Source organism: Micromonospora sp. H33, from assembly GCF_052068455.1.
GTDB lineage: Bacteria > Actinomycetota > Actinomycetes > Mycobacteriales > Micromonosporaceae > Micromonospora.
The window spans coordinates 465,244-485,431 of record NZ_JBQHDE010000002.1; the positions used below are offsets into that span (position 1 = coordinate 465,244).

General features: G+C 74.7%; 22 protein-coding genes. 16 read left to right on the forward strand and 6 right to left on the reverse strand.

From position 1 onward, the window contains the following. Positions 1-28: 28 nt before the first annotated feature. The 3 genes from ACTMS0_RS07745 (at position 29) to ACTMS0_RS07755 (ending at position 3,530) form a co-directional block, all read left to right on the forward strand. Positions 29-1,048, forward strand: a complete 1,020-nt coding sequence (locus ACTMS0_RS07745; RefSeq protein WP_441154410.1) for a hypothetical protein — start codon at positions 29-31, stop codon at positions 1,046-1,048. A 77-nt stretch (positions 1,049-1,125) separates the two neighbouring features. After that, positions 1,126-2,550 carry an AAA family ATPase gene (locus tag ACTMS0_RS07750; protein WP_441154411.1) on the forward strand — a complete coding sequence of 475 codons (1,425 nt, stop codon included), beginning with the start codon at positions 1,126-1,128 and terminating at the stop codon, positions 2,548-2,550. A 59-nt stretch (positions 2,551-2,609) separates the two neighbouring features. Beyond that, positions 2,610-3,530, forward strand: a complete 921-nt coding sequence (locus tag ACTMS0_RS07755) for a DUF2567 domain-containing protein (protein ID WP_441154412.1) — start codon at positions 2,610-2,612, stop codon at positions 3,528-3,530. Here the strand turns inward: ACTMS0_RS07755 and ACTMS0_RS07760 are convergent. Beyond that, positions 3,445-4,149: an LON peptidase substrate-binding domain-containing protein gene (locus ACTMS0_RS07760; protein ID WP_441154413.1), complete on the reverse strand. Its 705-nt coding sequence runs from the start codon at positions 4,147-4,149 to the stop codon at positions 3,445-3,447. The genes ACTMS0_RS07755 and ACTMS0_RS07760 overlap by 86 nt on opposite strands. Before the next feature lie 106 nt (positions 4,150-4,255). Here ACTMS0_RS07760 and hisD point away from each other — a divergent pair, with 106 nt between their 5' ends. From hisD to hisF, 11 genes are all read left to right on the forward strand, one after another. Further along, on the forward strand, positions 4,256-5,578 hold the full coding sequence (gene hisD, locus ACTMS0_RS07765; protein WP_441154414.1) for a histidinol dehydrogenase: 1,323 nt from the start codon (positions 4,256-4,258) through the stop codon (positions 5,576-5,578). Continuing rightward, entirely contained in the window at positions 5,575-6,645 is a 1,071-nt protein-coding gene (locus ACTMS0_RS07770; protein WP_441154415.1) for a histidinol-phosphate transaminase, read from the forward strand. The genes hisD and ACTMS0_RS07770 overlap by 4 nt, the downstream gene beginning before the upstream one ends. Next, positions 6,645-7,256: an imidazoleglycerol-phosphate dehydratase HisB gene (gene hisB / locus ACTMS0_RS07775; protein WP_155331129.1), complete on the forward strand. Its 612-nt coding sequence runs from the start codon at positions 6,645-6,647 to the stop codon at positions 7,254-7,256. Before ACTMS0_RS07770 ends, hisB begins: the two co-directional genes overlap by 1 nt. Next, positions 7,256-7,429 carry a hypothetical protein gene (locus ACTMS0_RS07780; protein WP_441154416.1) on the forward strand — a complete coding sequence of 58 codons (174 nt, stop codon included), beginning with the start codon at positions 7,256-7,258 and terminating at the stop codon, positions 7,427-7,429. The genes hisB and ACTMS0_RS07780 overlap by 1 nt, the downstream gene beginning before the upstream one ends. A 76-nt stretch (positions 7,430-7,505) precedes the next feature. After that, on the forward strand, positions 7,506-8,138 hold the full coding sequence (hisH, locus tag ACTMS0_RS07785; RefSeq protein WP_441154417.1) for an imidazole glycerol phosphate synthase subunit HisH: 633 nt from the start codon (positions 7,506-7,508) through the stop codon (positions 8,136-8,138). A 27-nt stretch (positions 8,139-8,165) separates the two neighbouring features. Then, on the forward strand, positions 8,166-8,489 hold the full coding sequence (locus ACTMS0_RS07790) for a hypothetical protein (RefSeq protein WP_441154418.1): 324 nt from the start codon (positions 8,166-8,168) through the stop codon (positions 8,487-8,489). A 15-nt stretch (positions 8,490-8,504) separates the two neighbouring features. Beyond that, entirely contained in the window at positions 8,505-9,230 is a 726-nt protein-coding gene (gene priA / locus ACTMS0_RS07795) for a bifunctional 1-(5-phosphoribosyl)-5-((5-phosphoribosylamino)methylideneamino)imidazole-4-carboxamide isomerase/phosphoribosylanthranilate isomerase PriA (protein ID WP_441154419.1), read from the forward strand. Positions 9,231-9,298: 68 nt separating this feature from the next. After that, a complete protein-coding gene (locus ACTMS0_RS07800) occupies positions 9,299-9,742 on the forward strand; it encodes a MarR family winged helix-turn-helix transcriptional regulator (RefSeq protein WP_441154420.1) in 444 nt (147 codons plus the stop codon). A 5-nt stretch (positions 9,743-9,747) separates the two neighbouring features. Next, positions 9,748-10,179, forward strand: coding sequence for an organic hydroperoxide resistance protein (locus ACTMS0_RS07805; protein ID WP_441154683.1), 432 nt, complete (start codon positions 9,748-9,750; stop codon positions 10,177-10,179). A 40-nt stretch (positions 10,180-10,219) separates the two neighbouring features. Continuing rightward, the gene (locus ACTMS0_RS07810; RefSeq protein WP_441154421.1) at positions 10,220-11,218 is read left to right on the forward strand and encodes an NADP-dependent oxidoreductase; all 999 of its coding nucleotides are present in this window, start codon (positions 10,220-10,222) and stop codon (positions 11,216-11,218) included. A 121-nt stretch (positions 11,219-11,339) separates the two neighbouring features. Beyond that, positions 11,340-12,107, forward strand: a complete 768-nt coding sequence (gene hisF / locus ACTMS0_RS07815; protein WP_441154422.1) for an imidazole glycerol phosphate synthase subunit HisF — start codon at positions 11,340-11,342, stop codon at positions 12,105-12,107. A 46-nt stretch (positions 12,108-12,153) separates the two neighbouring features. Here the strand turns inward: hisF and ACTMS0_RS07820 are convergent, their stop codons facing one another. Further along, positions 12,154-12,615 (reverse strand): hypothetical protein, encoded by a 462-nt coding sequence (locus ACTMS0_RS07820; RefSeq protein ID WP_441154423.1) that lies wholly within the window; start codon positions 12,613-12,615, stop codon positions 12,154-12,156. 172 nt (positions 12,616-12,787) lie between these two features. Continuing rightward, positions 12,788-13,441 (reverse strand): membrane protein YczE, encoded by a 654-nt coding sequence (gene yczE, locus ACTMS0_RS07825; RefSeq protein ID WP_441154424.1) that lies wholly within the window; start codon positions 13,439-13,441, stop codon positions 12,788-12,790. Between the two features lie 57 nt (positions 13,442-13,498). On the opposite strand from yczE, the gene yczR reads away from it, so the two are divergent. After that, positions 13,499-14,956, forward strand: coding sequence for a MocR-like transcription factor YczR (gene yczR / locus ACTMS0_RS07830; protein WP_441154425.1), 1,458 nt, complete (start codon positions 13,499-13,501; stop codon positions 14,954-14,956). 104 nt (positions 14,957-15,060) lie between these two features. Beyond that, the gene (locus ACTMS0_RS07835; RefSeq protein WP_441154426.1) at positions 15,061-16,371 is read left to right on the forward strand and encodes a low temperature requirement protein A; all 1,311 of its coding nucleotides are present in this window, start codon (positions 15,061-15,063) and stop codon (positions 16,369-16,371) included. A 63-nt stretch (positions 16,372-16,434) separates the two neighbouring features. On the opposite strand, the gene ACTMS0_RS07840 is transcribed toward ACTMS0_RS07835, so the two are convergent. From ACTMS0_RS07840 to ACTMS0_RS07850, 3 genes are all read right to left on the reverse strand, one after another. Further along, positions 16,435-18,258, reverse strand: coding sequence for an AMP-dependent synthetase/ligase (locus tag ACTMS0_RS07840; protein ID WP_441154427.1), 1,824 nt, complete (start codon positions 18,256-18,258; stop codon positions 16,435-16,437). Positions 18,259-18,398: 140 nt separating this feature from the next. After that, positions 18,399-19,268 carry a terpene synthase family protein gene (locus ACTMS0_RS07845; protein WP_441154428.1) on the reverse strand — a complete coding sequence of 290 codons (870 nt, stop codon included), beginning with the start codon at positions 19,266-19,268 and terminating at the stop codon, positions 18,399-18,401. A gap of 196 nt (positions 19,269-19,464) precedes the next feature. Next, positions 19,465-20,094, reverse strand: coding sequence for a TIGR03085 family metal-binding protein (locus tag ACTMS0_RS07850; protein WP_441154429.1), 630 nt, complete (start codon positions 20,092-20,094; stop codon positions 19,465-19,467). Positions 20,095-20,188 lie beyond the last annotated feature (94 nt).

Genomic DNA, 20,188 nt, shown 5'->3' on the forward strand with positions numbered 1-20,188 from the left:
GACGACCCGACGAGGGGGACCCCCGCCCGTGCGCGCCGGTGACCTGCTGCGCCAGCTGGACCAGCAGCTGCTGCCCCGCCTCCTGGCCGCCGTCGGCCGCCTGGGCCAGGGCCCGGCCCGGCCCCGGGTGCTGCCCACGGCGGCGCTGCTCTCCTGCGCCGCCGTGCTGCTCACCGCCGTGTGGGCCACCGACGACCGTCCGGTCGGCGATCGCACGGTGGGCGAGGTGACCCGGGTGGGGGTGGCCGCCGGCGACTCCATCCCGGGCTACGTCCGGGCGGCCGCCGCCGACCTGGCGGCGCTGCCGACCGCCGCCCCACCGCCCGGCGACGGCACGTACGCGCTGGTCTCCCTCTCGGCGTACCTGACGCCGCAGCGGGCCGCCGCCGTCCTCGGCGACGTGCCGGTCGCCGCCGTCTTCGGGCGGGTGCCGCTGCCCGACCGGCAGACCGAGATCGTCCGCATCGCCGCGCAGCGGCTGCCCGACGACGTGGTCGCCGCCATGGCCGAGGTCGCCGCCCGCAAGGACCGGGAGGCGGCCGACTACCGGGCGCGGGCCGCCGCGGTGACCGGCGGCGGCCCCGAGGAACGCGAGCTGCGCGAGTTGTACGCCAGCGGCGCCCAGGTCGCCGCGGCGGAGGCGGCGGCGTACCGCACCGGGTGCTCCTGCGTCTACGCGGCGGTGGTCCGGGCGGAGCCGGTCGCCCTGCGCCGCGTGGCGTCCCGGCCGGGGGTGCGGGTGGTGGACCCGGCACCGGAGGTACGCCGACTCGACCGCACCGTCTTCACGCCGCCGTTGCCGGAACAGGAGGAGGTGGCGAGTCCGCCGGCGGACGGGGCCCTGCCCACGCCCGCCGCATCGACGGCCGATCCGGTCCCGACCGCTCCCGCCACGCCCGCACCCGGCGGTGCGACCTCCGTCCCGGTACCCCAGGTGACTATTTCGTCACCCGTTCCGTCGGCCCCGCCCTCGTCGCCGGCCGGTCCCCAGTCGCCGGTGACCTCGGCGAACTCCGCCGACAGCCGGTCGCCGGAGCCCACTTCCTGACAGTGGGTAGGCCCGCCGGTGCGCGGACCGGTGTGGCCCGAATAGGGTTTCGTTCGTAGCCTGTCAGGCGGGGCAGGATGGCGTCGGGAGGGCGAGCCGTGGAGGGCAGCGAGACCGGCTGGGGACGGCCGGCCGAACCGGCACCGCGGTGGCGGGCGCTGCTCGACCGGGCGCGGCTGGGTGGCCGCGCCGCGGAGCAGGGCGAGCCGGACGGGCCGGACGACTTCCCGGCGCCTGAGCCGCTGCCCCGGCGCGCCGCCGGCAACGGGTACGCCGCCCGGGTGCCGGCCGTCGGGCACCCCGCCGAGTTGTCGTACGGCGCCGAGCCCCCGCCCTACGGCGCGGAACCGTCGCGGTACGACGCGGACCCGCGGGGCGACACGGGCTACCGTGCCGAGGCGGCCTACCGGGTGGAGCCGACGTACCGTGCCGATCCGGCGTACCGTGCCGATCCGGCGTACCGGGCCGATCCGGCGTACCGGACGCCGCCGGAGCCGCGCTACACCGAACCCGAGCCGCCCCCGGCGGCCCAGTCGCGGTACGCCCTGCTCGACAACGGTTACCGGCACGCCCCGGTCGTCGAGCCCCGGTACACGCCGCCGGAGAACGGCTACCAGCCCGAGCCCACGTACGCCCCGCCGGCCGCCGACCGGGGCTACGCCCGGGTGGAGTGGCGGCCGCAGACGGTGGAGAGCGAACGGGATCGGGCCGCGTCGGTGCTCCGGCGCGACCTGGGCGCTCCCCGGGTGCTCGCGTTCGCCAACCCGAAGGGCGGCGTGCACAAGACCACGGCGACCGTGCTGGCGGCGGCGACGGTCGGCAGTGTCCGCGGTCGTGGCGTGCTGGCCTGGGACGACAACGAGTTGCGCGGCACGCTGGGGCTGCGCGCCGGCAGCGCCCGGCACGCGCGCACCATCCGGCACCTGGTCAGCGACCTCGCGCACATCGAGATCAAGGACGGGCCGGAGCTGCTCGACCAGCTGGACGACTACCTGCGGCACGCCTCGGACGGTTCGTACGACGTGCTGGCCGGCGAGGAGAGCCCCCGGTTCGCCCAGCGGCTCGACCAGTTCATCGTCCGTCGGGTGCTGGAGCTGCTCCGGCGTACCCACGACGTGATCTGCGTGGACACCGGCAACAACGTGGAGAGCGCCAACTGGCGCACCGTCATGCAGGCCGCCGACCAGCTGGTGGTCACCACGGTGCCCCGGGAGGACGCGGCGTTCAGCGCGGACTGGATGCTCGACCTGCTGCACGAGGTCGGCATGGGCGAGCTGGCCGACAACGCGGTGACGCTGATCTCCTGCCCGACCCCGGGTCGCACTGATCTCCAGGCCGACCTGGAGCGCCACTTCGCCACCCGGACCCGGGCGGTGACCGTGGTGCCGTACGACCCGGCGCTGGAGAGCGGTTCGTCGATCGAGTACCACCAGCTCCAGCCGGCGACCCGGGAGGCGTGGCTGAGTGCCGCCGCCGTGATGCTGGGGCCGTTCGCCCGCTGAGATGCTGTCGAGTGAGGTCTCGTCCACCGTCGCGGCGCACCGCCTGAGAGGATCACGGCGTGAGCGCGGACACCCCGGACCCCGACCGCCCCGAGCCGCGGCCCGCGGCCGTGGCGCCGCACGCCGACCCTCCGACACCCGTCCCGCCGCGGGAGCGCCCGCACGCCGGTGACCCGACGACACCGGTCGCGCCGGAGGGGCACCTACCCGCCGGTGACCCGACGACACCGGTCGCGCCGGAGGGGCCCGCCCCGGCCGGTGGCCCGCCGGTGGCGCCCTCCGACGTGCCGGCCGGTCCGGTGTACCCGGCGACCTGGTACGGCGGTCCGCCCCCGGTGGCGCAGGAGCCGCGTCGGCCGCGGATCGCGCGGACCGTGGCGGCGGCGCTCGGCCTGACGGTGCTCGGCGCGCCGCTCGGGTTGCTCTGGGCCACGCTCGCGCCCGACACCCCGGTGGTGAAGACCGCGGCGGGCGCCGTCTACGGCGAGACGCAGCCGGAGCAGCCGATCGCCGCCGACGGGTGGTTCAGCCTGCTCGGCCTCGCGTTCGGCGTCCTGGTGGCGGTCGCGCTCTGGTTCGTGCTGCGCCGCGCCCGGGGGCCGGTCGGGCTGGTCGCCGCGGTGCTCGGCTCGCTCGGTGCGGCGCTGTCCGCCTGGCAGGTGGGCCGTCGGGTGGGGCTCGCCACCTACGAGCGACTGCTGGACACCGCCCCGGAGGGGCGGGCCTTCGGCAAGCCGGCGGACCTGCGGGCCGGCGGGATCGAGTGGGTGCTGGGCGTGCTCCCGGTGCCGTACGGCAACGTGCTGCTGCCCGCGTTCGGCGCCGCCGTCGCGTACACCCTGCTGGCCGGCTGGTCCCGGTGGGCGTCGCTGCACCCCGAGCCGGTGCCCGGCGTCAGTTGGGGATCGGCGGCGACGCCAGCTCCCCCAGCGGCACCGGCACCGCCCGCACCTGGCGCAGCAGAGCCGCCTCGCGGTTGAGCAGCCGCAGCTCGGCGCGGAGCCGGGCGGCGGTGTCGTCGATCGCGAGCAGCCGCTGCCGGTCGGCGACGGTCAGCGCGGCGGTCGCGGCGACCAGGTGCGACAGGACGGTCGGGTCCTCCGGGAGCTGCTCGGAGATCTCCTCCGGGTCGGCGCGGATCAGGCCCAGGTACTGCCGGAACACCGCGATCACGCGTGCGGCGAGCAGGTCGGCGGCCTCGTCCGGGGCCTCCGGCTCGGGCAGCCACTCGACCTCGGCGGTCAGGAAGGGCGCGCCGGCCCGGTCGACCTCGCCCACCCGGAACCGCCGCCGGCCCACGGTGACGATGTCGAAGCCGCCGTCCGGCAGCTCGGTCACCTGCCGCAGCTCGGCCGTGCAGCCCACGTCGTGCAGCGTGACCTCGCCGACCCCGGGCAGCGGGCGCCCGTCCGGCGCCTTCGGGGCGACCTCCCAGCCGGCCCGGATCGCCACCACACCGAACTCGCGCGGCGACCCGTCGGGAAGATCGACCAGGTGGCGGACGAGGGCCCGGTAGCGCTCCTCGAAGATGTGCAGCGGCAGCACCAGACCGGGAAAGAGGACGGTTCCGAGCGGAAACACCGGCAGCCGCGCAGTCACGCGTCGAGCGTAGCCGGATCCCGTCCCGGCGGCGTGTCCCGGCTCACCGTCCCGCCGTGCGGGCGGTGCCGGTCGGTGCCGGAAGTGTCCGCCTAGACTCACAAGGGTGCTGAACCGGATCGACCTGCGCGGCGCCGTCCGTGACCCGCGCCGCCTGTTGCCCCGTGCCCAGCTCGACGTGTCCGTGGCCGTCGAGCGGATCCGCCCCCTCGTGGAGGCGGTGCGCGAGCATGGCTACCCGGCGATCCGGGAGGCCAGCGAGCGGTTCGACGGCGTCTCCCCGGAGGTGCTGCGCGTGCCCGCCGAGGCGATCGCCGAGGCCGAGGGGACGCTCGACCCGCAGGTGCGCGCCGCGCTGCTGGAGTCGATCACGCGGGCCCGGAGGGTGCACGCCGACCAGCGCCGCACCGACCACACCACGCACGTCGTGCCCGGTGGCACGGTCACCGAGCGCTGGGTGCCGGTCGACCGGGTGGGCCTGTACGTCCCCGGCGGCCTCGCGATGTACCCGTCGACCGTGGTGATGAACGTGGTGCCCGCCCAGGCCGCCGGGGTGCGCTCGCTGGTCGTGGTCAGCCCGCCGCAGAAGGACAACGGGGGCCTGCCCGACCCGCGCGTGCTCGCCGCCTGCGCCCTGCTGGGGGTGGACGAGGTCTACGCGGTCGGCGGCGCGCAGGCCGTGGCGATGCTCGCGTACGGCGCGGCGGTCGACCCCGCCGGCACCATCTTCTGCGACCCGGTCGACATGATCACCGGGCCGGGCAACATCTGGGTCACCGCCGCCAAGCGGCTGCTGCGCGGCGTCGTCGGCATCGACGCCGAGGCCGGCCCGACCGAGATCGCCATCCTGGCCGACGACACCGCCGACCCGGCGCACGTCGCCGCCGACCTGGTCAGCCAGGCGGAGCACGACCCCCTCGCGGCGAGCGTGCTGGTCACGCCGTCGACCGAGCTGGCCGACGCGGTCGAGCGGGAGCTGGCCCGCCAGGTCCCGGCGACCAAGCACGTCGAGCGGGTCACCACGGCGCTGTCCGGCGAGCAGAGCGGCATCGTGCTCGTCGACGACCTCGAGGCGGGGCTGCGGGTGGTCGACGCGTACGCGGCCGAGCACCTGGAGATCCAGACCGAGAACGCCCGCGAGTGGGCGCTGCGGGTCCGCAACGCCGGCGCGATCTTCGTCGGCGCCTGGTCGCCGGTGTCACTCGGCGACTACTGCGCCGGCTCCAACCACGTACTGCCCACCGGCGGCTGCGCCCGGCACTCGTCCGGCCTGTCGGTGCAGTCCTTCCTGCGCGGCATCCACCTTGTGGAGTACACGCGGGACGCGCTGCGCGAGGTGGCTCCGCACGTGGTCACCCTGGCCACCGTCGAGGACCTGCCGGCGCACGGCCAGGCGGTCAGCGCGCGCTTCCCGGGGGACGTGTCGTGACCAGCCTGGACGACCTGCCGATCCGGGACGACCTGCGCGGCCGGTCCCCGTACGGGGCGCCGCAGCTGGACGTGCCGGTCCGGCTGAACACCAACGAGAACTCGTACCCGGTGCCCGAGCCGGTGGTGGACGCCATCGCCAAGGCGCTCGCCGTCGAGCTGCGCGACCTCAACCGCTACCCGGACCGGGACGCGGTGGCGCTGCGCGCCGACCTGGCGGCGTACCTGGGGCACGGGCTCACCGTCGACCACGTGTGGGCGGCCAACGGCTCCAACGAGATCCAGCAGCAGCTGCTCCAGGCCTTCGGCGGGCCGGGGCGCAGCGCGCTCGGCTTCACGCCCGCGTACTCGATGCACCCGCTGCTGGCGCTGGGCACCGGCACCCGGTGGGTGCCCGCCCGGCGCGGTGCCGACTTCGGCCTGACCGCCGACGAGGCGGTGACGCAGGTCCGGGAGCACCGCCCGGACGTGGTGTTCCTCTGCTCGCCGAACAACCCCACCGGGACGGCCCTCGACCCGGCCGTGGTCGCGGCCGTGCTCGACGCGGCGCCGGGCATGGTCGTGGTCGACGAGGCGTACGCGGAGTTCGCCCGCCCCGGCACGGTGAGCGCGCTCGCGGTGCTGCCCGGGCATCCCCGGCTGGTGGTGACCCGCACGATGAGCAAGGCGTTCGGGTTCGCCGGCGGGCGCCTGGGCTACCTCGCCGCCGATCCGGCGGTGGTGGCGGCGGTGCAGCTCGTCCGCCTGCCGTACCACCTGTCGGCGCTCACGCAGGCCGCCGCCCGCGCGGCGCTGGCGCACCGCGACGCCCTGCTCGGCACCGTCGCCGCGATCATGGAGCAGCGCGACCGGATCGTGGCCGAGCTGCGCGCCCGCGGTTACCGGGTGGCCGACAGCGACGCCAACTTCGTGCTGTTCGAGACCGGCGGCGACCAGGCCGTCGCCTGGCGCGCCCTGCTCGAGGCCGGCGTGCTGGTCCGCGACGTCGGGCTGCCGGGCTGGCTGCGGGTCACCGCCGGCACCCCCGCCGAGACCGACGCCTTCCTTTCAGCGATGGAGCGAATCTGATGAGCCGGACCGCCCGGATCGAGCGGGTCACCAAGGAGACGAAGGTCCTCGTCGAGATCGACCTCGACGGCACGGGCCAGGCCGAGATCAGCACCGGTGTCGGCTTCTACGACCACATGCTGAACCAGATCGCCCGGCACGGCGGCTTCGACCTGACCGTGCAGACCGTCGGCGACCTGGAGATCGACGCCCACCACACCATGGAGGACACCGCGCTGGCCCTGGGCGCGGCGTTCGACCAGGCGCTGGGGGACAAGGCCGGCATCCGGCGGTACGGCTCGGCCACCGTGCCGATGGACGAGGTGCTGGTCCGCGCCGCCGTCGACCTGTCCGGCCGGCCGTACGTGGTGCACGACGAGCCGGCGCTCGCCCCGTACATCGGGCCGGTCTACCCGACCAGCATGACCCGGCACATCTGGGAGTCCTTCGGGCAGTCCGCCCGGATCACCCTGCACGTGGACGTGCTGCGGGCCGCCCGTCCCGGCGGTCACCCGGACGCCCACCACGTGGTGGAGGCCCAGTTCAAGGCGGTCTCCCGGGCGCTGCGCGAGGCGACCGCGATCGACCCGCGGTCGGCCGGCGTGGTGCCGAGCACGAAGGGCGCCCTGTGATGGGGAGCCTGCTGCCGATCCTGTTGCTGGTCCTGGCCGGGGTGCTGGCCGGTGGGGTGCTGTCGCTGCACCGGCAGGGGGCCCCGCGCGGAGCCGTGGTGGTCACCGCACTGTTGGCCGTGCTGGCCGCCGTGGCCGGCGGGCTGTGGCTGCTTCCGGGGGAGGGTTCATGAGCGAGCGCAGCGAGCGAATCATCGGGCACCGCGTCGTGGAGCCTCGTGGCGGCGCCGACCGGACGGAGGCGGCGACATGAGTCGCGTCGTCGTACTCGACTACGGCTCGGGCAACCTGCGGTCGGCGGAACGGGCGCTCGAGGCCGCGGGCGCGGACGTGACCGTCACCGACGACCTGGCCGCCGCCGCCGACGCGGACGGCCTGGTGGTACCCGGCGTGGGCGCGTTCGCCGCCTGCATGGCGGGGATCGAGGCGCTCGGCGCCGGCCCGGTCATCGCCGGGCGGGTCGCCGCCGGCCGGCCGGTGCTCGGCATCTGCGTCGGCATGCAGGTGCTCTTCGAGCACGGCGACGAGCACGGCGTCGTGACGAAGGGCCTCGGGCTGCTGCCCGGCGGGGTGACGAGGCTGCCCGCCCGGCGACTGCCGCACATGGGGTGGAACACGGTGCGCCCGCCGGCCGGCTCGGTGCTCTTCGCCGGCCTGCCCGACGACAGCCGGTTCTACTTCGTCCACTCGTACGCCGTGAGCGACGTGGCCGGGCTCGCCGCCGCCGGCGCCGCGGTCACCACCGCCTACCACGAGACGGACTTCGTGGCGGCCGTGGAGCGCGGCCCGCTCTCCGCCGCCCAGTTCCACCCGGAGAAGTCCGCCGACACCGGTGCCGGGCTGCTGCGCAACTGGCTCGCCACGCTGCCCACCGGTGACTGAGCCGGTGAGCGCCACCGAGGATATCCGGTGAGCAAGGAGCGGGCGCGGCGCCGGGCCGTGCGCGAGGCGGAGGCGGCGCGGCAGCGGGTGGCCCGGGAACGGCGGCTGGCCCGCCGGGTCCGCCGGCGGGCGCTGGCCCGCCGGTTGACGCCGACGCTGCGCCGGGGGCGGACCGGCCGGCTGCCCCGGCACTCCCGGCGGGAGCGTGCCGGGATCGTGGTGCTGACCGGGGCGGCGATCCTGCTGATCTGGTCCCTGGTGGACGATCTGGCGCTGCGGCTCGCCCTGGTCGCCCTGCTGCTGCTCGTACTGCCGGCGATCGTGGTGATCGCCCTGGACCGACGTACCTGATCCGAGGAGAGAGACGTGAGCCTCACCCTGTTGCCCGCCGTCGACGTCGCCGACGGCCAGGCCGTACGCCTCGTGCAGGGCGCCGCCGGCAGCGAGACGACCTACGGTGATCCACTGGAGGCCGCGCTCGCCTGGCAGCGTGACGGTGCCGAGTGGATCCACCTGGTGGACCTCGACGCCGCCTTCGGCCGGGGCTCCAACGCCGGCCTGCTCGCCGACGTGGTGCGCCGGCTCGACGTGAAGGTGGAGCTCTCCGGCGGCATCCGGGACGACGCGTCGCTGCGCGCCGCGCTCGCCACCGGGGCCGCCCGGGTGAACATCGGCACCGCCGCCCTGGAGGATCCCGAGTGGTGCGACCGGGTCTGCGGCGAGTACGGCGACCGCGTCGCGATCGGGCTGGACGTGCGCGGCCGTACCCTGTCGGCCCGGGGCTGGACGCGGGACGGCGGTGACCTGTGGGAGGTGCTGGAGCGCCTCGACAAGGCCGGCGCGTCGCGGTACGTCGTCACCGACATCACCAAGGACGGCACGATGCGCGGGCCGAACCTGGACCTGCTGCGGGAGGTCTGCGCCCGCACCGACGCCCCGGTGATCGCCTCCGGCGGTGTGTCCACCCTGGACGACCTGCGGGCCCTCGCGGTGCTGGAGCCGGTCGGGGTGGAGGGCGTGATCGCCGGTAAGGCGCTCTACGCCGGCGCGTTCACCGTGGCCCAGGCGCTGGAGGCCCTGGCCACCGCCTGACCAGGAGCGCACCGTCGGAAGGGCACGACTCGATTGCGCACAACTGAATTGTGCGCTACGGTCGTCCGGTGACCGATGATCTGGTGCTGCGGCGGCAGGTGTGCTTCGCGCTCTACGCCGCGTCGCGCGCCGTGACCGACGTGTACCGGCCCATCCTCGACGGGTTCGGCCTGACCTACCCGCAGTACCTGGTGCTGCTGGTCCTGTGGGAGCACGACGAGGCGCCCACGGTCTCCGCGCTCGGCGAGCGGCTGCACCTCGACTCCGGCACGCTCTCCCCGCTGCTCAAGCGGCTGGAGGGGGCGGGGCTGGTGGTCCGGCGGCGGTCCGCGGCCGACGAGCGGCGGGTGGTGGTCGAGCTGACCGCGCAGGGGCGGGCCCTGCGCGAACGCATGGCCGACGTGCCGGAGCGGGTGGCCCGCGCCACCGGGCTGACCGCCGACGACCTCGTCGCGCTGCGCGACACCCTCACCCGGGTCACCGAGACGATCCACCGACAGAAGGAGCAGTGACGACCATGCAGGTGCTCTACACCGCCCACGCCACGGCCACCGGCGACGGCCGCGACGGCCACGTCCGCACCACCGACGGCACCGTCGAGCTGGACCTCGCCGTGCCCAAGGAGATGGGCGGGTCGGGCGACGCCGCCAACCCGGAGCAGCTGTTCGCCGCCGGCTACGCGGCCTGCTTCCACTCGGCGCTGCGGCTGGTCGGTCGTCGGGCGAAGGCCGACGTCACCGGCTCGGTGGTCGAGGCGGAGGTCGGCATCGGGCCGAACGGCAGCGGCGGCTTCGGGCTGACCGTGGCCCTCGTGGTCGACCTTCCGGCCGTGCCGCGGGAGGCCGCCGAGCAGCTGGTCGCACAGGCCCACCAGGTCTGCCCGTACTCGAACGCGACCCGCGGGAACGTCGACGTGGCGCTGCGCGTCCGCGAGGCGCTGGCGGCGTGACGCCGCGACGCCCCCGCCCGCGTACGACGAAGGGACACCCGTGACCACCAACCGTGAGATCCACCTGGCCTCCCGCCCCGAGGGGTGGCCGACCGAGGACACCTTCCGACTCGTCACCACCGACGTCCCGACCCCGGGGCCGGGCCAGCTCGTGGTCCGCAACACGTACCTGTCCGTCGACCCGTACATGCGCGGGCGGATGAACGACGTCAAGTCGTACGTGGCGCCGTTCGCCCTGGACGCGCCGCTCGACGGCGGGGCGGTCGGCGAGGTGGTGGCCAGCGAGGCCGACGGGTTCGCGCCCGGCGACACCGTGCTGCACGGGCTCGGCTGGCGGGAGTACGCGCTGCTCGACGCCAAGGCCGCCCGCAAGGTCGACCCGGACCTGGCCCCGGTCACGGCGTACCTGGGCGTGCTCGGCATGACCGGGCTCACCGCGTACGCCGGTCTGCTCGACGTGGCGGCGATGAAGCCGGGGGAGACCGTGTTCGTCTCTGGCGCGGCCGGTGCGGTGGGCAGCATGGTCGGGCAGATCGCCAAGCTCAAGGGCGCCGCCCGGGTGGTCGGCAGCGCCGGGTCCCCGGCGAAGGTCGACCGGCTGAAGGCCCTCGGCTTCGACGCCGCCTTCGACTACCACGACGGCCCGGTGCGGGAGCAGCTGCGCGCGGCGGCCCCGGACGGCATCGACGTCTACTTCGACAACGTCGGCGGTGAGCACCTGGAGGCCGCCATCGGCGCGATGCGCCTGCACGGCCGGGCCGCCATCTGCGGCATGATCGCGCAGTACAACGCCACCGAGCCGCCGGCCGCGCCGCGCAACCTGGCGCTGCTCATCGGCAAGCGGCTCACCCTGCGCGGCTTCCTCGTCGGCGACCACGGCCACCTGCGCGAGCAGTTCGTGCGGGAGGTCGCCGGCTGGCTGCGGGATGGGAAGCTCGCGTACGACGAAACCGTCGTCGACGGCATCGAGAACGCCCCGGCGGCCTTCCTCGGCCTGCTCCGCGGCGAGAACCTGGGCAAGATGCTCGTGCGGCTGTAAGGAAGGGCCCCTTCTTAACGCCTGCGGTAGAGCAGGGGCCCCTTATTAACAGGACGCAGCCCGCCGGTGGTCGGCCTCACACGCCGGCCACCGGCGGGAGCGCGTTGGATAGGCTCGCGGCATGACGGTGGCGGTACGGGTCATCCCCTGTCTGGACGTGGACGCCGGACGGGTCGTCAAGGGCGTCAACTTCCTCGACCTGCGGGACGCCGGCGACCCGGTGGAGCTGGCCGCGGCGTACGACCGCGCCGGCGCCGACGAGTTGACCTTCCTCGACGTCACCGCCTCCTCCAGCGACCGCGGCACGATGCTGGACGTGGTCCGGCGCACGGCCGAGTCGGTCTTCATCCCGCTGACCGTCGGCGGCGGGGTACGGCAGGTCGCTGACGTCGACACCCTCCTGCGCGCCGGTGCGGACAAGGTCGGCGTGAACACCGCCGCCATCGCCCGCCCGGAGCTGATCGCCGAGATCGCCGACCGCTTCGGCCGGCAGGTGCTGGTGCTCTCCCTCGACGTGCGCCGTGCCCCGGCCGGCACCACGCCCAGCGGGTTCGAGGTCACCACCCACGGCGGCCGGCGCGGCACCGGGATGGACGCGGTGGAGTGGGCGCGGCGGGGCGCCGAGCTGGGCGCGGGCGAGATCCTGCTCAACTCGATGGACGCCGACGGCACCAAGGCCGGCTTCGACCTCGACCTGATCCGCGCGGTGCGGCAGGTGGTCGACGTGCCGGTGGTCGCGAGCGGCGGCGCGGGCGAGGTCGCGCACTTCCCGCCGGCGATCGGCGCCGGCGCGGACGCGGTGCTCGCCGCGAGCGTCTTCCACTTCGGCGAGCTGACCGTCGCGCAGGTCAAGGACGCGCTGCGCGGGGCGGGCCACCCCGTCCGCTGACCGCGCCGTCGCGGTCCGGCGCGCCCTCTCGCGTACGCGGACCCGGTCAGTCCCGACGGGCGTGGTTCTCGGGAGAGCGCCGGGGCGCCGGGATCGACCGCACCACGTACTCCTGCACGGCCGCCGCGTGGTCGGCCTCGTCCAGGTGCCACTCCGCCTCGCCCGGGGTGTGGCGGCGGCTGAGCGCGCTCTGCACCGCGTCGACCGTGGTGGCCAGGCCGGCGTTGGGGCGGGTGCGCCAGAGGTGTTCGCCGTCGGGGGTGATGCGGAACCAGCCGTCGCTGACGCTCACCAGCCCCGCGCCGACCAACCGGCGGACGGCCACCTCGACGTCGTGCCGCTCCGGGATCGACTGGTTGAGGTGGTCGGCGGTGGAGAGCACGTCGGCGAGGCGGACCCCTTCGGGCCGGCGGCTGGACGCCGCTCGGCGGTGCCGGCCGGCGCCGCTCGCGATCACCAACGAGACGAAGATCCAGGCGTCGGTCCACCGCCAGCGGTTCTCCACCATGGCCAGATTCTGCCGGGCGCCTCGGGGAAAGAAAACACCCCCACCCCATCGACCACCCGAGCGTCACGCCCTCGTCACGTTCCGCCCACCCTCACGCGATCTTGCACTTTCGGCCCGGTCATTCCTGGGCAGAAGGCGCGAAACGAGGGCCGAAACTGCATGATCGCGCAGGTCAGGGGGTGGCTGGCGCCGGCGCCGGGGTGGGGGCGGGCGTCACCGGCTGCGGGACCGTGACGCGGGGGAGGAAGAGCTGGGTCAGCGGGCCGATCGTCAGCGCGTACGCCACCGTGCCGACGCCGACCTTTCCGCCGAGCAGCCAGCCCAGCGCCAGCACCGTCACCTCGATGGTGGTGCGGACCAGCCGGATCGAGAAGCCCGGCCGGCGGGCGACGAAACCGGTCATCAGGCCGTCCCGGGGCCCGGGGCCGAGCCGCGCGCCGATGTAGAGGCCGGTGGCAGCGCCGTTGGCGACGATCCCGGTGGCCAGCAGGGCCACCCGGGCGGCGAACGGGAGCTCCTGGGGCAGCAGCGGCAGCGTGGCGTCGACCACCAGGCCGATCACCACCACGTTGCTCACCGTGCCGATGCCGGGCCGCTGCCGCAGCGGGATCCACAGCAGCAGCACCAGCGCGCCGACCGCGATGGTCACCGTGCCGAAGGAGAGCCCGGTCCGCTCCGACACGCCCTGGTGGAAGACGTCCCACGGGTCCAGGCCGAGCCCCGAGCGGATCATCAGGGTCATGCTCACGCCGTAGAGGACGAGCCCCGCGTAGAGCTGGACCAGCCGCCGTGCGGGCCGGTACCGGAGATTGCCAATCGCAGCCACGCATGCCACCCTAGGTGCCAATCGTTGAAGGAGAAGAGCCAATCCGGGGGGAGTGGCATGACGAGTCAGGTGCGCGGAGCCCAATTGGCCCGGCTGCTCGGCCAGTGGCACGCTCTGCCGGGTCGCCGGCGCAGCCCCGACTACGCCGCGCTGGCCGCTGCCGTCCGCGGCCTGCTCGCCGACGGCCGGCTGCCGCTGGGCGTACGCCTACCCGCCGAGCGGGAGCTGGCCGAGGCGCTGCGGATCAGCCGGACCACGGTCACCGCCGCGTACCGGGAGCTGCGGGAGAGCGGCCACCTCGCCAGCCGGCGGGGCGCCGGCAGTTGGACCATGCTCCCCGGCAACCACCGGATGGCCGGCACCGGCCTGTGGACCCCCCTCGACGACCGCGACATGATCGACCTCGGGGTCGCCGCGCTGGCCGCCCCACCCGAGCTGCTGCCCGCCGCCCGGGCCGCCGCCGAGGACCTCCCGCGCTACCTGGGCGGGGCCGGATACCACCCGACCGGCATCATCGAGCTGCGCGAGGCGATCGCCCACGCGTACGCCGACCGGGGCCTGCCCACCTCGCCCGAGCAGATCATGGTCACCAGCGGCACCCAGCACGCCCTGGACCTGGTCCTCCGGCTCGCGCACAGCCCGGGGGGCAGCGTCCTGGTCGAGGCGCCCAGCTACCCGAACGCGCTCGCCGCCCTCGCCGCCCGCCGGGCGCGGATCACCACCCACGGCCTCGCCCTCGACGAGCCCGGCTGGGACGCCGACCTGCTCCTCGGCACCCTGCGCCAGGGCCGGCCCAAGCTCGCCTACCTGATCCCCGACTTCCAGAACCCGACCGGTCACCTGATGCCGGCGCCGCTGCGGGAACGGCTCGTCGCCACCGCCCACGCCGTCGGCACCGACCTGATCGTCGACGAGTCCTTCGTGGACCTTCCGCTGGACGGCACGGTGGTACCGCCGCCGACCGCCAGCTTCGACCGGCACTCCCGGGTGGTCACGGTGGGCGGCATGAGCAAGCCGTTCTGGGGCGGCCTGCGCATCGGCTGGATCCGCGCGTCCGCCCCGCAGGTGCAGCGCCTCGCCGCCGCCCGGGTCGGGGTCGACATGGCCAGCCCGGTGCTGGACCAGCTGGTCGCTGTCCACCTGCTCGCCCAGGCCCCGGCGATCGTGGCGGCCCGCCAGGCGCAGCTCACCGCCCAGCGCGACGCGCTGCTCGGCGCCCTCGCCGAGCGCCTGCCGGACTGGCGGGTGACCGTGCCGCACGGCGGGGTCACCCTCTGGGCCGAACTCGACGGGCCGATCTCCAGCGCGCTCGCCCGGGCCGCCGAGGAGGTCGGCGTACGCCTGGCGCCCGGTCCCCGGTTCGGCCTGGACGGCACGCTGGAGCGCTTCCTCCGGCTGCCGTTCACCCTGCCCGTCGCGGACCTGGTGGAAGCCGTCGGCCGGATCGCCGCCGTGCGGTACGACCTGGACCGGGCACGCCGGCCGCAGTGGGGTGAGCCGGCCGTCATCGCGTGAGGCCATCCCGGCGACGTACGCCGCCGGGAACCGGGGGCCTCCGCGTGGGCCGCCGGTCGGTCAATCCCGCCTGCCCGCACCGCCTTGGCTGACAGACTGCCCAGGTGGAGAGCGTTCGGGGGACGCCATGGCCGCGCGGCGTCCAGCCGAGCGCGCCGGGCTCCCGGGCCACCCGCCTGGAGCTCTTCTACGATTTGGTGTTCGTCTTCGCCTTCCTCAACGTCACCACGGCCTTGGCCGGCAACCCGACCGCGCGCGGCCTGACACAGGGCCTGCTGGTGCTGGCCCTGCTGTGGTGGGCCTGGACCGGCTTCGCGGTGCTGGGCAACCTCGTCCGTACGGATCAGGGCGTTGTCCCGTTCGTCGGGTTCGCGGCCACGGCCGCGGCCTTCGTGTTCGCCCTCGCCATGCCGAAGGCATTCCGGGACCTCCCCGGCGGCCTGCCCGGGCCGCTGGTGTTCGCGGTCTGCTACTTCGTGATCCGGGTGAGCCAAGTGGCGGTCTTCGGCTGGATGGTCCGGTACGAACGCTCGCGGTTCCGCCGGTTTCTGCCGGTGGTGCCGGTGCTGGCCGCCACCGGATTCCTTCTCGTCGCCGCGGTGCTGCCGCAGCGGTTCGCCGACGACCGCGTCGAGCAGGTCGTCCGGCTCGCGCTCTGGCTCGCCGCCATCGGCGTCGAGTACGGGTCGGGGCTGGTCCTGCCCGGCACCGGCTGGACTGTGCTCTCCGCCGGGCACTGGGCTGAGCGGCACGTGTTGATCGTCCTGGTGGCGCTCGGCGAGACGATCATCGCCCTCGGGATCGGACCCGGCTTCACCACCGGACTTTCGCTGAGCTGGCCGGTCATCATCGCGGCGTTGCTCGGCATCGCCGTGGTGGCCGCCCTGTGGTGGGCGTACTTCGACACGCTGGCGCTGGCCTGCGAGCAGGCGCTGCACCGGACCCGGGATCCGGGTACCCGCGCCGCTCTTGCCCGGGACGCCTACACCTACCTGCACCTGGTGCTGGTGGCGGGGATCATCCTGCTCGCGCTGGGCCTCAAGGGCCTGTTGGAGGAGGGCGCCGATCCGTCCACGCCGACCGGGGGGCTGCCGCTGCCCGGCTCGGACCAGCTGGCGCTCTACGGCGGCGTCGCGCTCTACCTGCTCGGCCTGGTGGCGCTCGGCCGCCGGGTGCTGGGGACCGTGCGCTGGCCCTCGGTCGCGGCGGTGGTGCTGCTCGCCGCGCTGGTGCCGGTGGCCGCCCCGCTGCCGGAGCTGCTCGCCCTCTCCGTGCTCGCCGTCGCCACCGTGGCGACGGTCGTCGGGCAGACCGTCGTCGACGCGCCGCTGCGGCGGGACGTGCGGGAGGTGGCGCTGCGGGAGCAGCTCGCGTCAGAGGCCGAACAGACCGCCTGGCGGCGCCACCACCTGTGATCCCGCCCCGTACGGCAGCGGCCCCGCACCCCGGTCGGGGTGCGGGGCCACCGCTCGGGTCGGTCAGAGCTCGGCGAGCGTGCCCTCGTACATCCGGTCGATCTCCGCGGCGAAGTTCTTCTCCACACCGCGGCGCTTGATCTTCAGCGACGGGGTGATCTCGCCGTCCTCGATGGTCAGGTCGCGGGGCAGGATCGTGACCTTCTTGATCGTCTCCCACCGGTTCAGCTTGGTGTTGAGCTGCGCGACGTAATCGTCGACCATGGCCTGCGCCTCCGGCGAGGCGACGATCTCGGCGTAGCTGCGACCCTCCAGCGGCGTGCCGGCCGCCCAGCCCTTGATCGCGTCCGGATCGAGGGTGACCAGCATGGTGCAGTAGTTGCGGGACTGCCCGATCACCACCGCCTGCGATGTGTACGGGCAGGTCGCCTTGAACATGCCCTCGATGTGCGACGGCGCGATGTACTTGCCGCCGGACGTCTTCACCAGGTCCTTCTTGCGGTCGGTGATCCGCAGGTAGCCCCTCTCGTCGAGGCTGCCGATGTCGCCGGTGCGGAAGAACCCGTCCTCGGTGAACGCGGCGGCGGTCTCCTCGGGCAGGTTGTGGTAGCCGCGCATCACCGGCCGGCCCTTGATCAGGATCTCGCCGTCGGTGTCGATCCGGCACTCGAGATCGCCCATCGCCTTGCCGACGGTGCCGATCTGGAGCCCCTCCGGCGGGTTGACGAAGTTGCCGGCGCTGGTCTCGGTGAGGCCGTAGCCCTCCGAGATCGGCAGGTTCGCGGCGGCGAAGAAGGTGGCGATCTCGGGGCTGAGCGGCGCCGCGCCCGAGACGAGCACCCGGATCTGCCCGCCCAGGCGGGCCTGGAGCTTGCTGAACACCAGCTTCTCGGCCACCGCGTACTTCAGCTTCAGTCCGGCCGGGACGGGCTTGCCGACCTGCTCCAGGGCGACCTTCTCCTTGCCGACCCGGACGCCCCAGGCGAAGATCTTGGCCTTCGCGCCGCCGGCGTCCTGGGCCGTGGTGACCGCCTTGTTGTAGACCTTCTCGAAGATCCGGGGGGCGCCGCACATCAGCGTCGGCTTGACCACCGCGAGCAGCTCGACGAGCTTGTCCACCCGGCCGTCGACGTACGTCGGCAGGCCGACGTGGGTCGCGCCGCAGAGCAGCGTCTTGCCGAACGAGTGGGACAGCGGCAGCCACAGGTACTGCAGGTCGTCCTCGCGCAGCAGCCCGAGCTCGGCCTGCGCCACGCCCTCCCAGCACCAGCCGCCGTGCAGCAGCTCGACGCCCTTCGGCCGGCCGGTGGTGCCCGAGGTGTAGATCAGGGTGGCCAGGTGGTCCGGACCGATCCCGGCGACCAGCATGTCGACCAGGTCCGGCTCGGCGGCGAGGGCGCGGGCGCCCTGCTCCTCGAGCTCGGCGAGGGTGAGCTGCGGTACGGCCGCGGCCGGGTCCGCCGCGCCGTCGAAGAGCACGACGTGGGTGAGCCGCGGCAGCTCCGCGCCGGCGATCTTCGCTGCCTGAGCCGGGTTCTCGGCGAACAACACCCGCGACCCGGAGTCGGCGATGATGTAGGTCGCGTCCTCCGGCTCGGTGGTGGGGTAGACGGTGGTGGTCGCGCCGCCGGCACACATGATGCCGAAATCGGCGAGCACCCACTCCAGTCGGGTGTTCGCCAGGATTGCCACCGGATCCTCCTGACCGACGCCCAGGCCGTGCAGCCCGGCGGCGATCGCCTTGGCGCGGTGGGCCACTTGCTCCCAGGTCAACCAGGCCGGCGAGTCGTCCGGGCCGGGGTAGCCAAAGGCGCGGCGGTCGGGACTCGCCGCCACGCGCTTGAGGAACATGTCAGGGATGGAACGGTACGGTACATCGAGAGCCATCGCTGTAGCCGCCTTCGGGGGGTGATGGCGTGACGGCCGTCACGCCAATGTTCGTTACCGAAGAGTATTGCCTGCCCCCGGGCGTCGGCTAGCCCTCCCCGTCGGCGCGGCCGGTGTCCCACCCGTTGGAACGCCGCCGGTCAGGCGTACCGGGCCGCCGTCCGCGACCAGTCATAGGTGGCTCGGATCCAGGCGCGGCGATTGCGCAGGACGGTCCGCAGCACGTCGTCCCCGGTCGCCCACAGCGCCGACTCCGCCTCCAGGTACGCCGCCAGCCCCTTGTTGAACCGGTCGGCCGCGGCCAGCAGCGCCGCCGTCTCGTCCCCGCGGGACCCCTCGGCGAGCACGGTGACCAGGTTGTGCGCGTCCCGGGTGCCGCGGGTCTCCTTGCCGTACGAGAAGAGGTCGTTGCACCAGCACACGAGGTCGGCGGCGAGCAGGTCGAGGGCGACCAGCGCCGGGTCGGCGTGCCGTTCCGGCCCCGCCAGCCCGCCGGCGGCGAGGTCGGTGAGGGTGAAGCTGGGCTGCACCCCGCCGGTGTGCCGGCGCATCTGCACGTACTCGGCGAGCGCGGGCACCCGGCCGTGTTCCCGGTTGGCCGCCTCCCACAGCAACGCGAGCAGGTAGTCGCGGACCTGGCTCGTGAAGCGCAGCAGCAGGCCGGGCGGGCCCAGGTGCCGGACCCGCCGGCAGAGGTCGTCCAGCGCGTCGCCCAGCGGACCGCCCCCGGTCGGCAGTGCCGCCCCCGGGTCGCCGTGCCGGTCCAGCACGTCGAGCAGCGCCGCGACGGTCGGGGCCAGCCGGGTGGGCGCCCCGCCGAGACCGTCCTCGTCGCAGGCGTCGTCCATGACGAACAACCAGGAGATCAGGTCGGCCAGCAGGCGGACCCGCTCGACCGGACCGGTCGGGCAGGCACGCCCGGCGAGCCCCGCGGCGTCCGCTCGGCGGAGCCGCTGCCCGCTAGTGATCAGACCGAAGCGTTGCGCCCAGGCGATGCTATCCCCTCCCACCCGCTCGGTCTCGACGTGCCGTCCCGCGGGGAAGGGGGGCTCACGAAGCGCTGAGACCGCGAAGGTCCGCATGATGCCCCCTGTCGCGCCGCCCCCGGGCGGGCGGCGCGGGACAGCGTACGTGAGGCAGGGATCGGCCGCGATCAGTGGGTCGAGGGGATCCCATGCTGTTGCGTGACCGTTTGTGTACAGCGAGTTATATGCCCAGGCGAGCCGCGCGCAGCCGGTCCGCCAGCGCCGTCGGCCCGTCGACCTGCACGCGCGCGGCGCGCTGCCGGCCGGTCAGGAAGAGCACCAGCTCGCCGGGTGCGCCCACCACCCGGACCGGTTCCCCGCCCCGGCCGACGGACAGCTGCCCGTGCCCGGGCGCCTGGACGAACACGTCGGCCGGGAAGCGGCGCAGCGCCATCCGGGCCAGCGGGGCGGCCCGCTTCCACAGCGCCCGGTGCAGCGCGACCGGCAGGTCGCGGGGCAGCCAGTTCGGCCGGGCGCGGCGGACGTCCTCGTGGTGGACGAAGAACTCCAGCGTGTTGGCCAGTTCGTCGGTCAGCGGGTTGCTGACCGGACTCCACGCCGGCGGGCGGCGTACCTGGTGGACCAGTTGGGGCCAGGGCCGGGCGGCGATGCGGCGGCGGACCCGCTCGGCGTACGCCCGCAGGGGCGGGAGCAGGATGCCGCCGGCGGCGTCCGGGCGCCGCTCCCGCAGCACCAGGTGGGCGGCGAGGTCCCGCGTGGTCCAGCCCTCGTTGAGCGTCGGTGCGTCCGGTCCGAGCGTCTGCAGGAGATCGGCGAGCGCCTCGCGCTCTGATCGGGCGTGCCGCGGCATGGCATCGATCGTAGGCCCCGTCGGCCGGCGCGGCGGGACCGCGGAGCCGCGGTGGCGGCCATTCGCCGGGAGCCGCCCGGACCGGGTCGTCCCG

Excerpts from the sequence above, each read along its gene's own strand:
- ACTMS0_RS07805 (WP_441154683.1), top strand. The coding sequence starts at position 9,748 with ATGCAGGTGCTCTACACCGCCCACGCCACGGCCACCGGCGACGGCCGC.
- hisF (WP_441154422.1), top strand. The coding sequence starts at position 11,340 with ATGACGGTGGCGGTACGGGTCATCCCCTGTCTGGACGTGGACGCCGGA.
- ACTMS0_RS07850 (WP_441154429.1), bottom strand. The coding sequence starts at position 20,094 with ATGCCGCGGCACGCCCGATCAGAGCGCGAGGCGCTCGCCGATCTCCTG.
- hisB (WP_155331129.1), top strand. The coding sequence starts at position 6,645 with ATGAGCCGGACCGCCCGGATCGAGCGGGTCACCAAGGAGACGAAGGTC.
- yczR (WP_441154425.1), top strand. The coding sequence starts at position 13,499 with ATGACGAGTCAGGTGCGCGGAGCCCAATTGGCCCGGCTGCTCGGCCAG.
- ACTMS0_RS07820 (WP_441154423.1), bottom strand. The coding sequence starts at position 12,615 with ATGGTGGAGAACCGCTGGCGGTGGACCGACGCCTGGATCTTCGTCTCG.
- ACTMS0_RS07840 (WP_441154427.1), bottom strand. The coding sequence starts at position 18,258 with ATGGCTCTCGATGTACCGTACCGTTCCATCCCTGACATGTTCCTCAAG.
- hisH (WP_441154417.1), top strand. The coding sequence starts at position 7,506 with ATGAGTCGCGTCGTCGTACTCGACTACGGCTCGGGCAACCTGCGGTCG.
- ACTMS0_RS07780 (WP_441154416.1), top strand. The coding sequence starts at position 7,256 with ATGGGGAGCCTGCTGCCGATCCTGTTGCTGGTCCTGGCCGGGGTGCTG.
- ACTMS0_RS07750 (WP_441154411.1), top strand. The coding sequence starts at position 1,126 with ATGGCGTCGGGAGGGCGAGCCGTGGAGGGCAGCGAGACCGGCTGGGGA.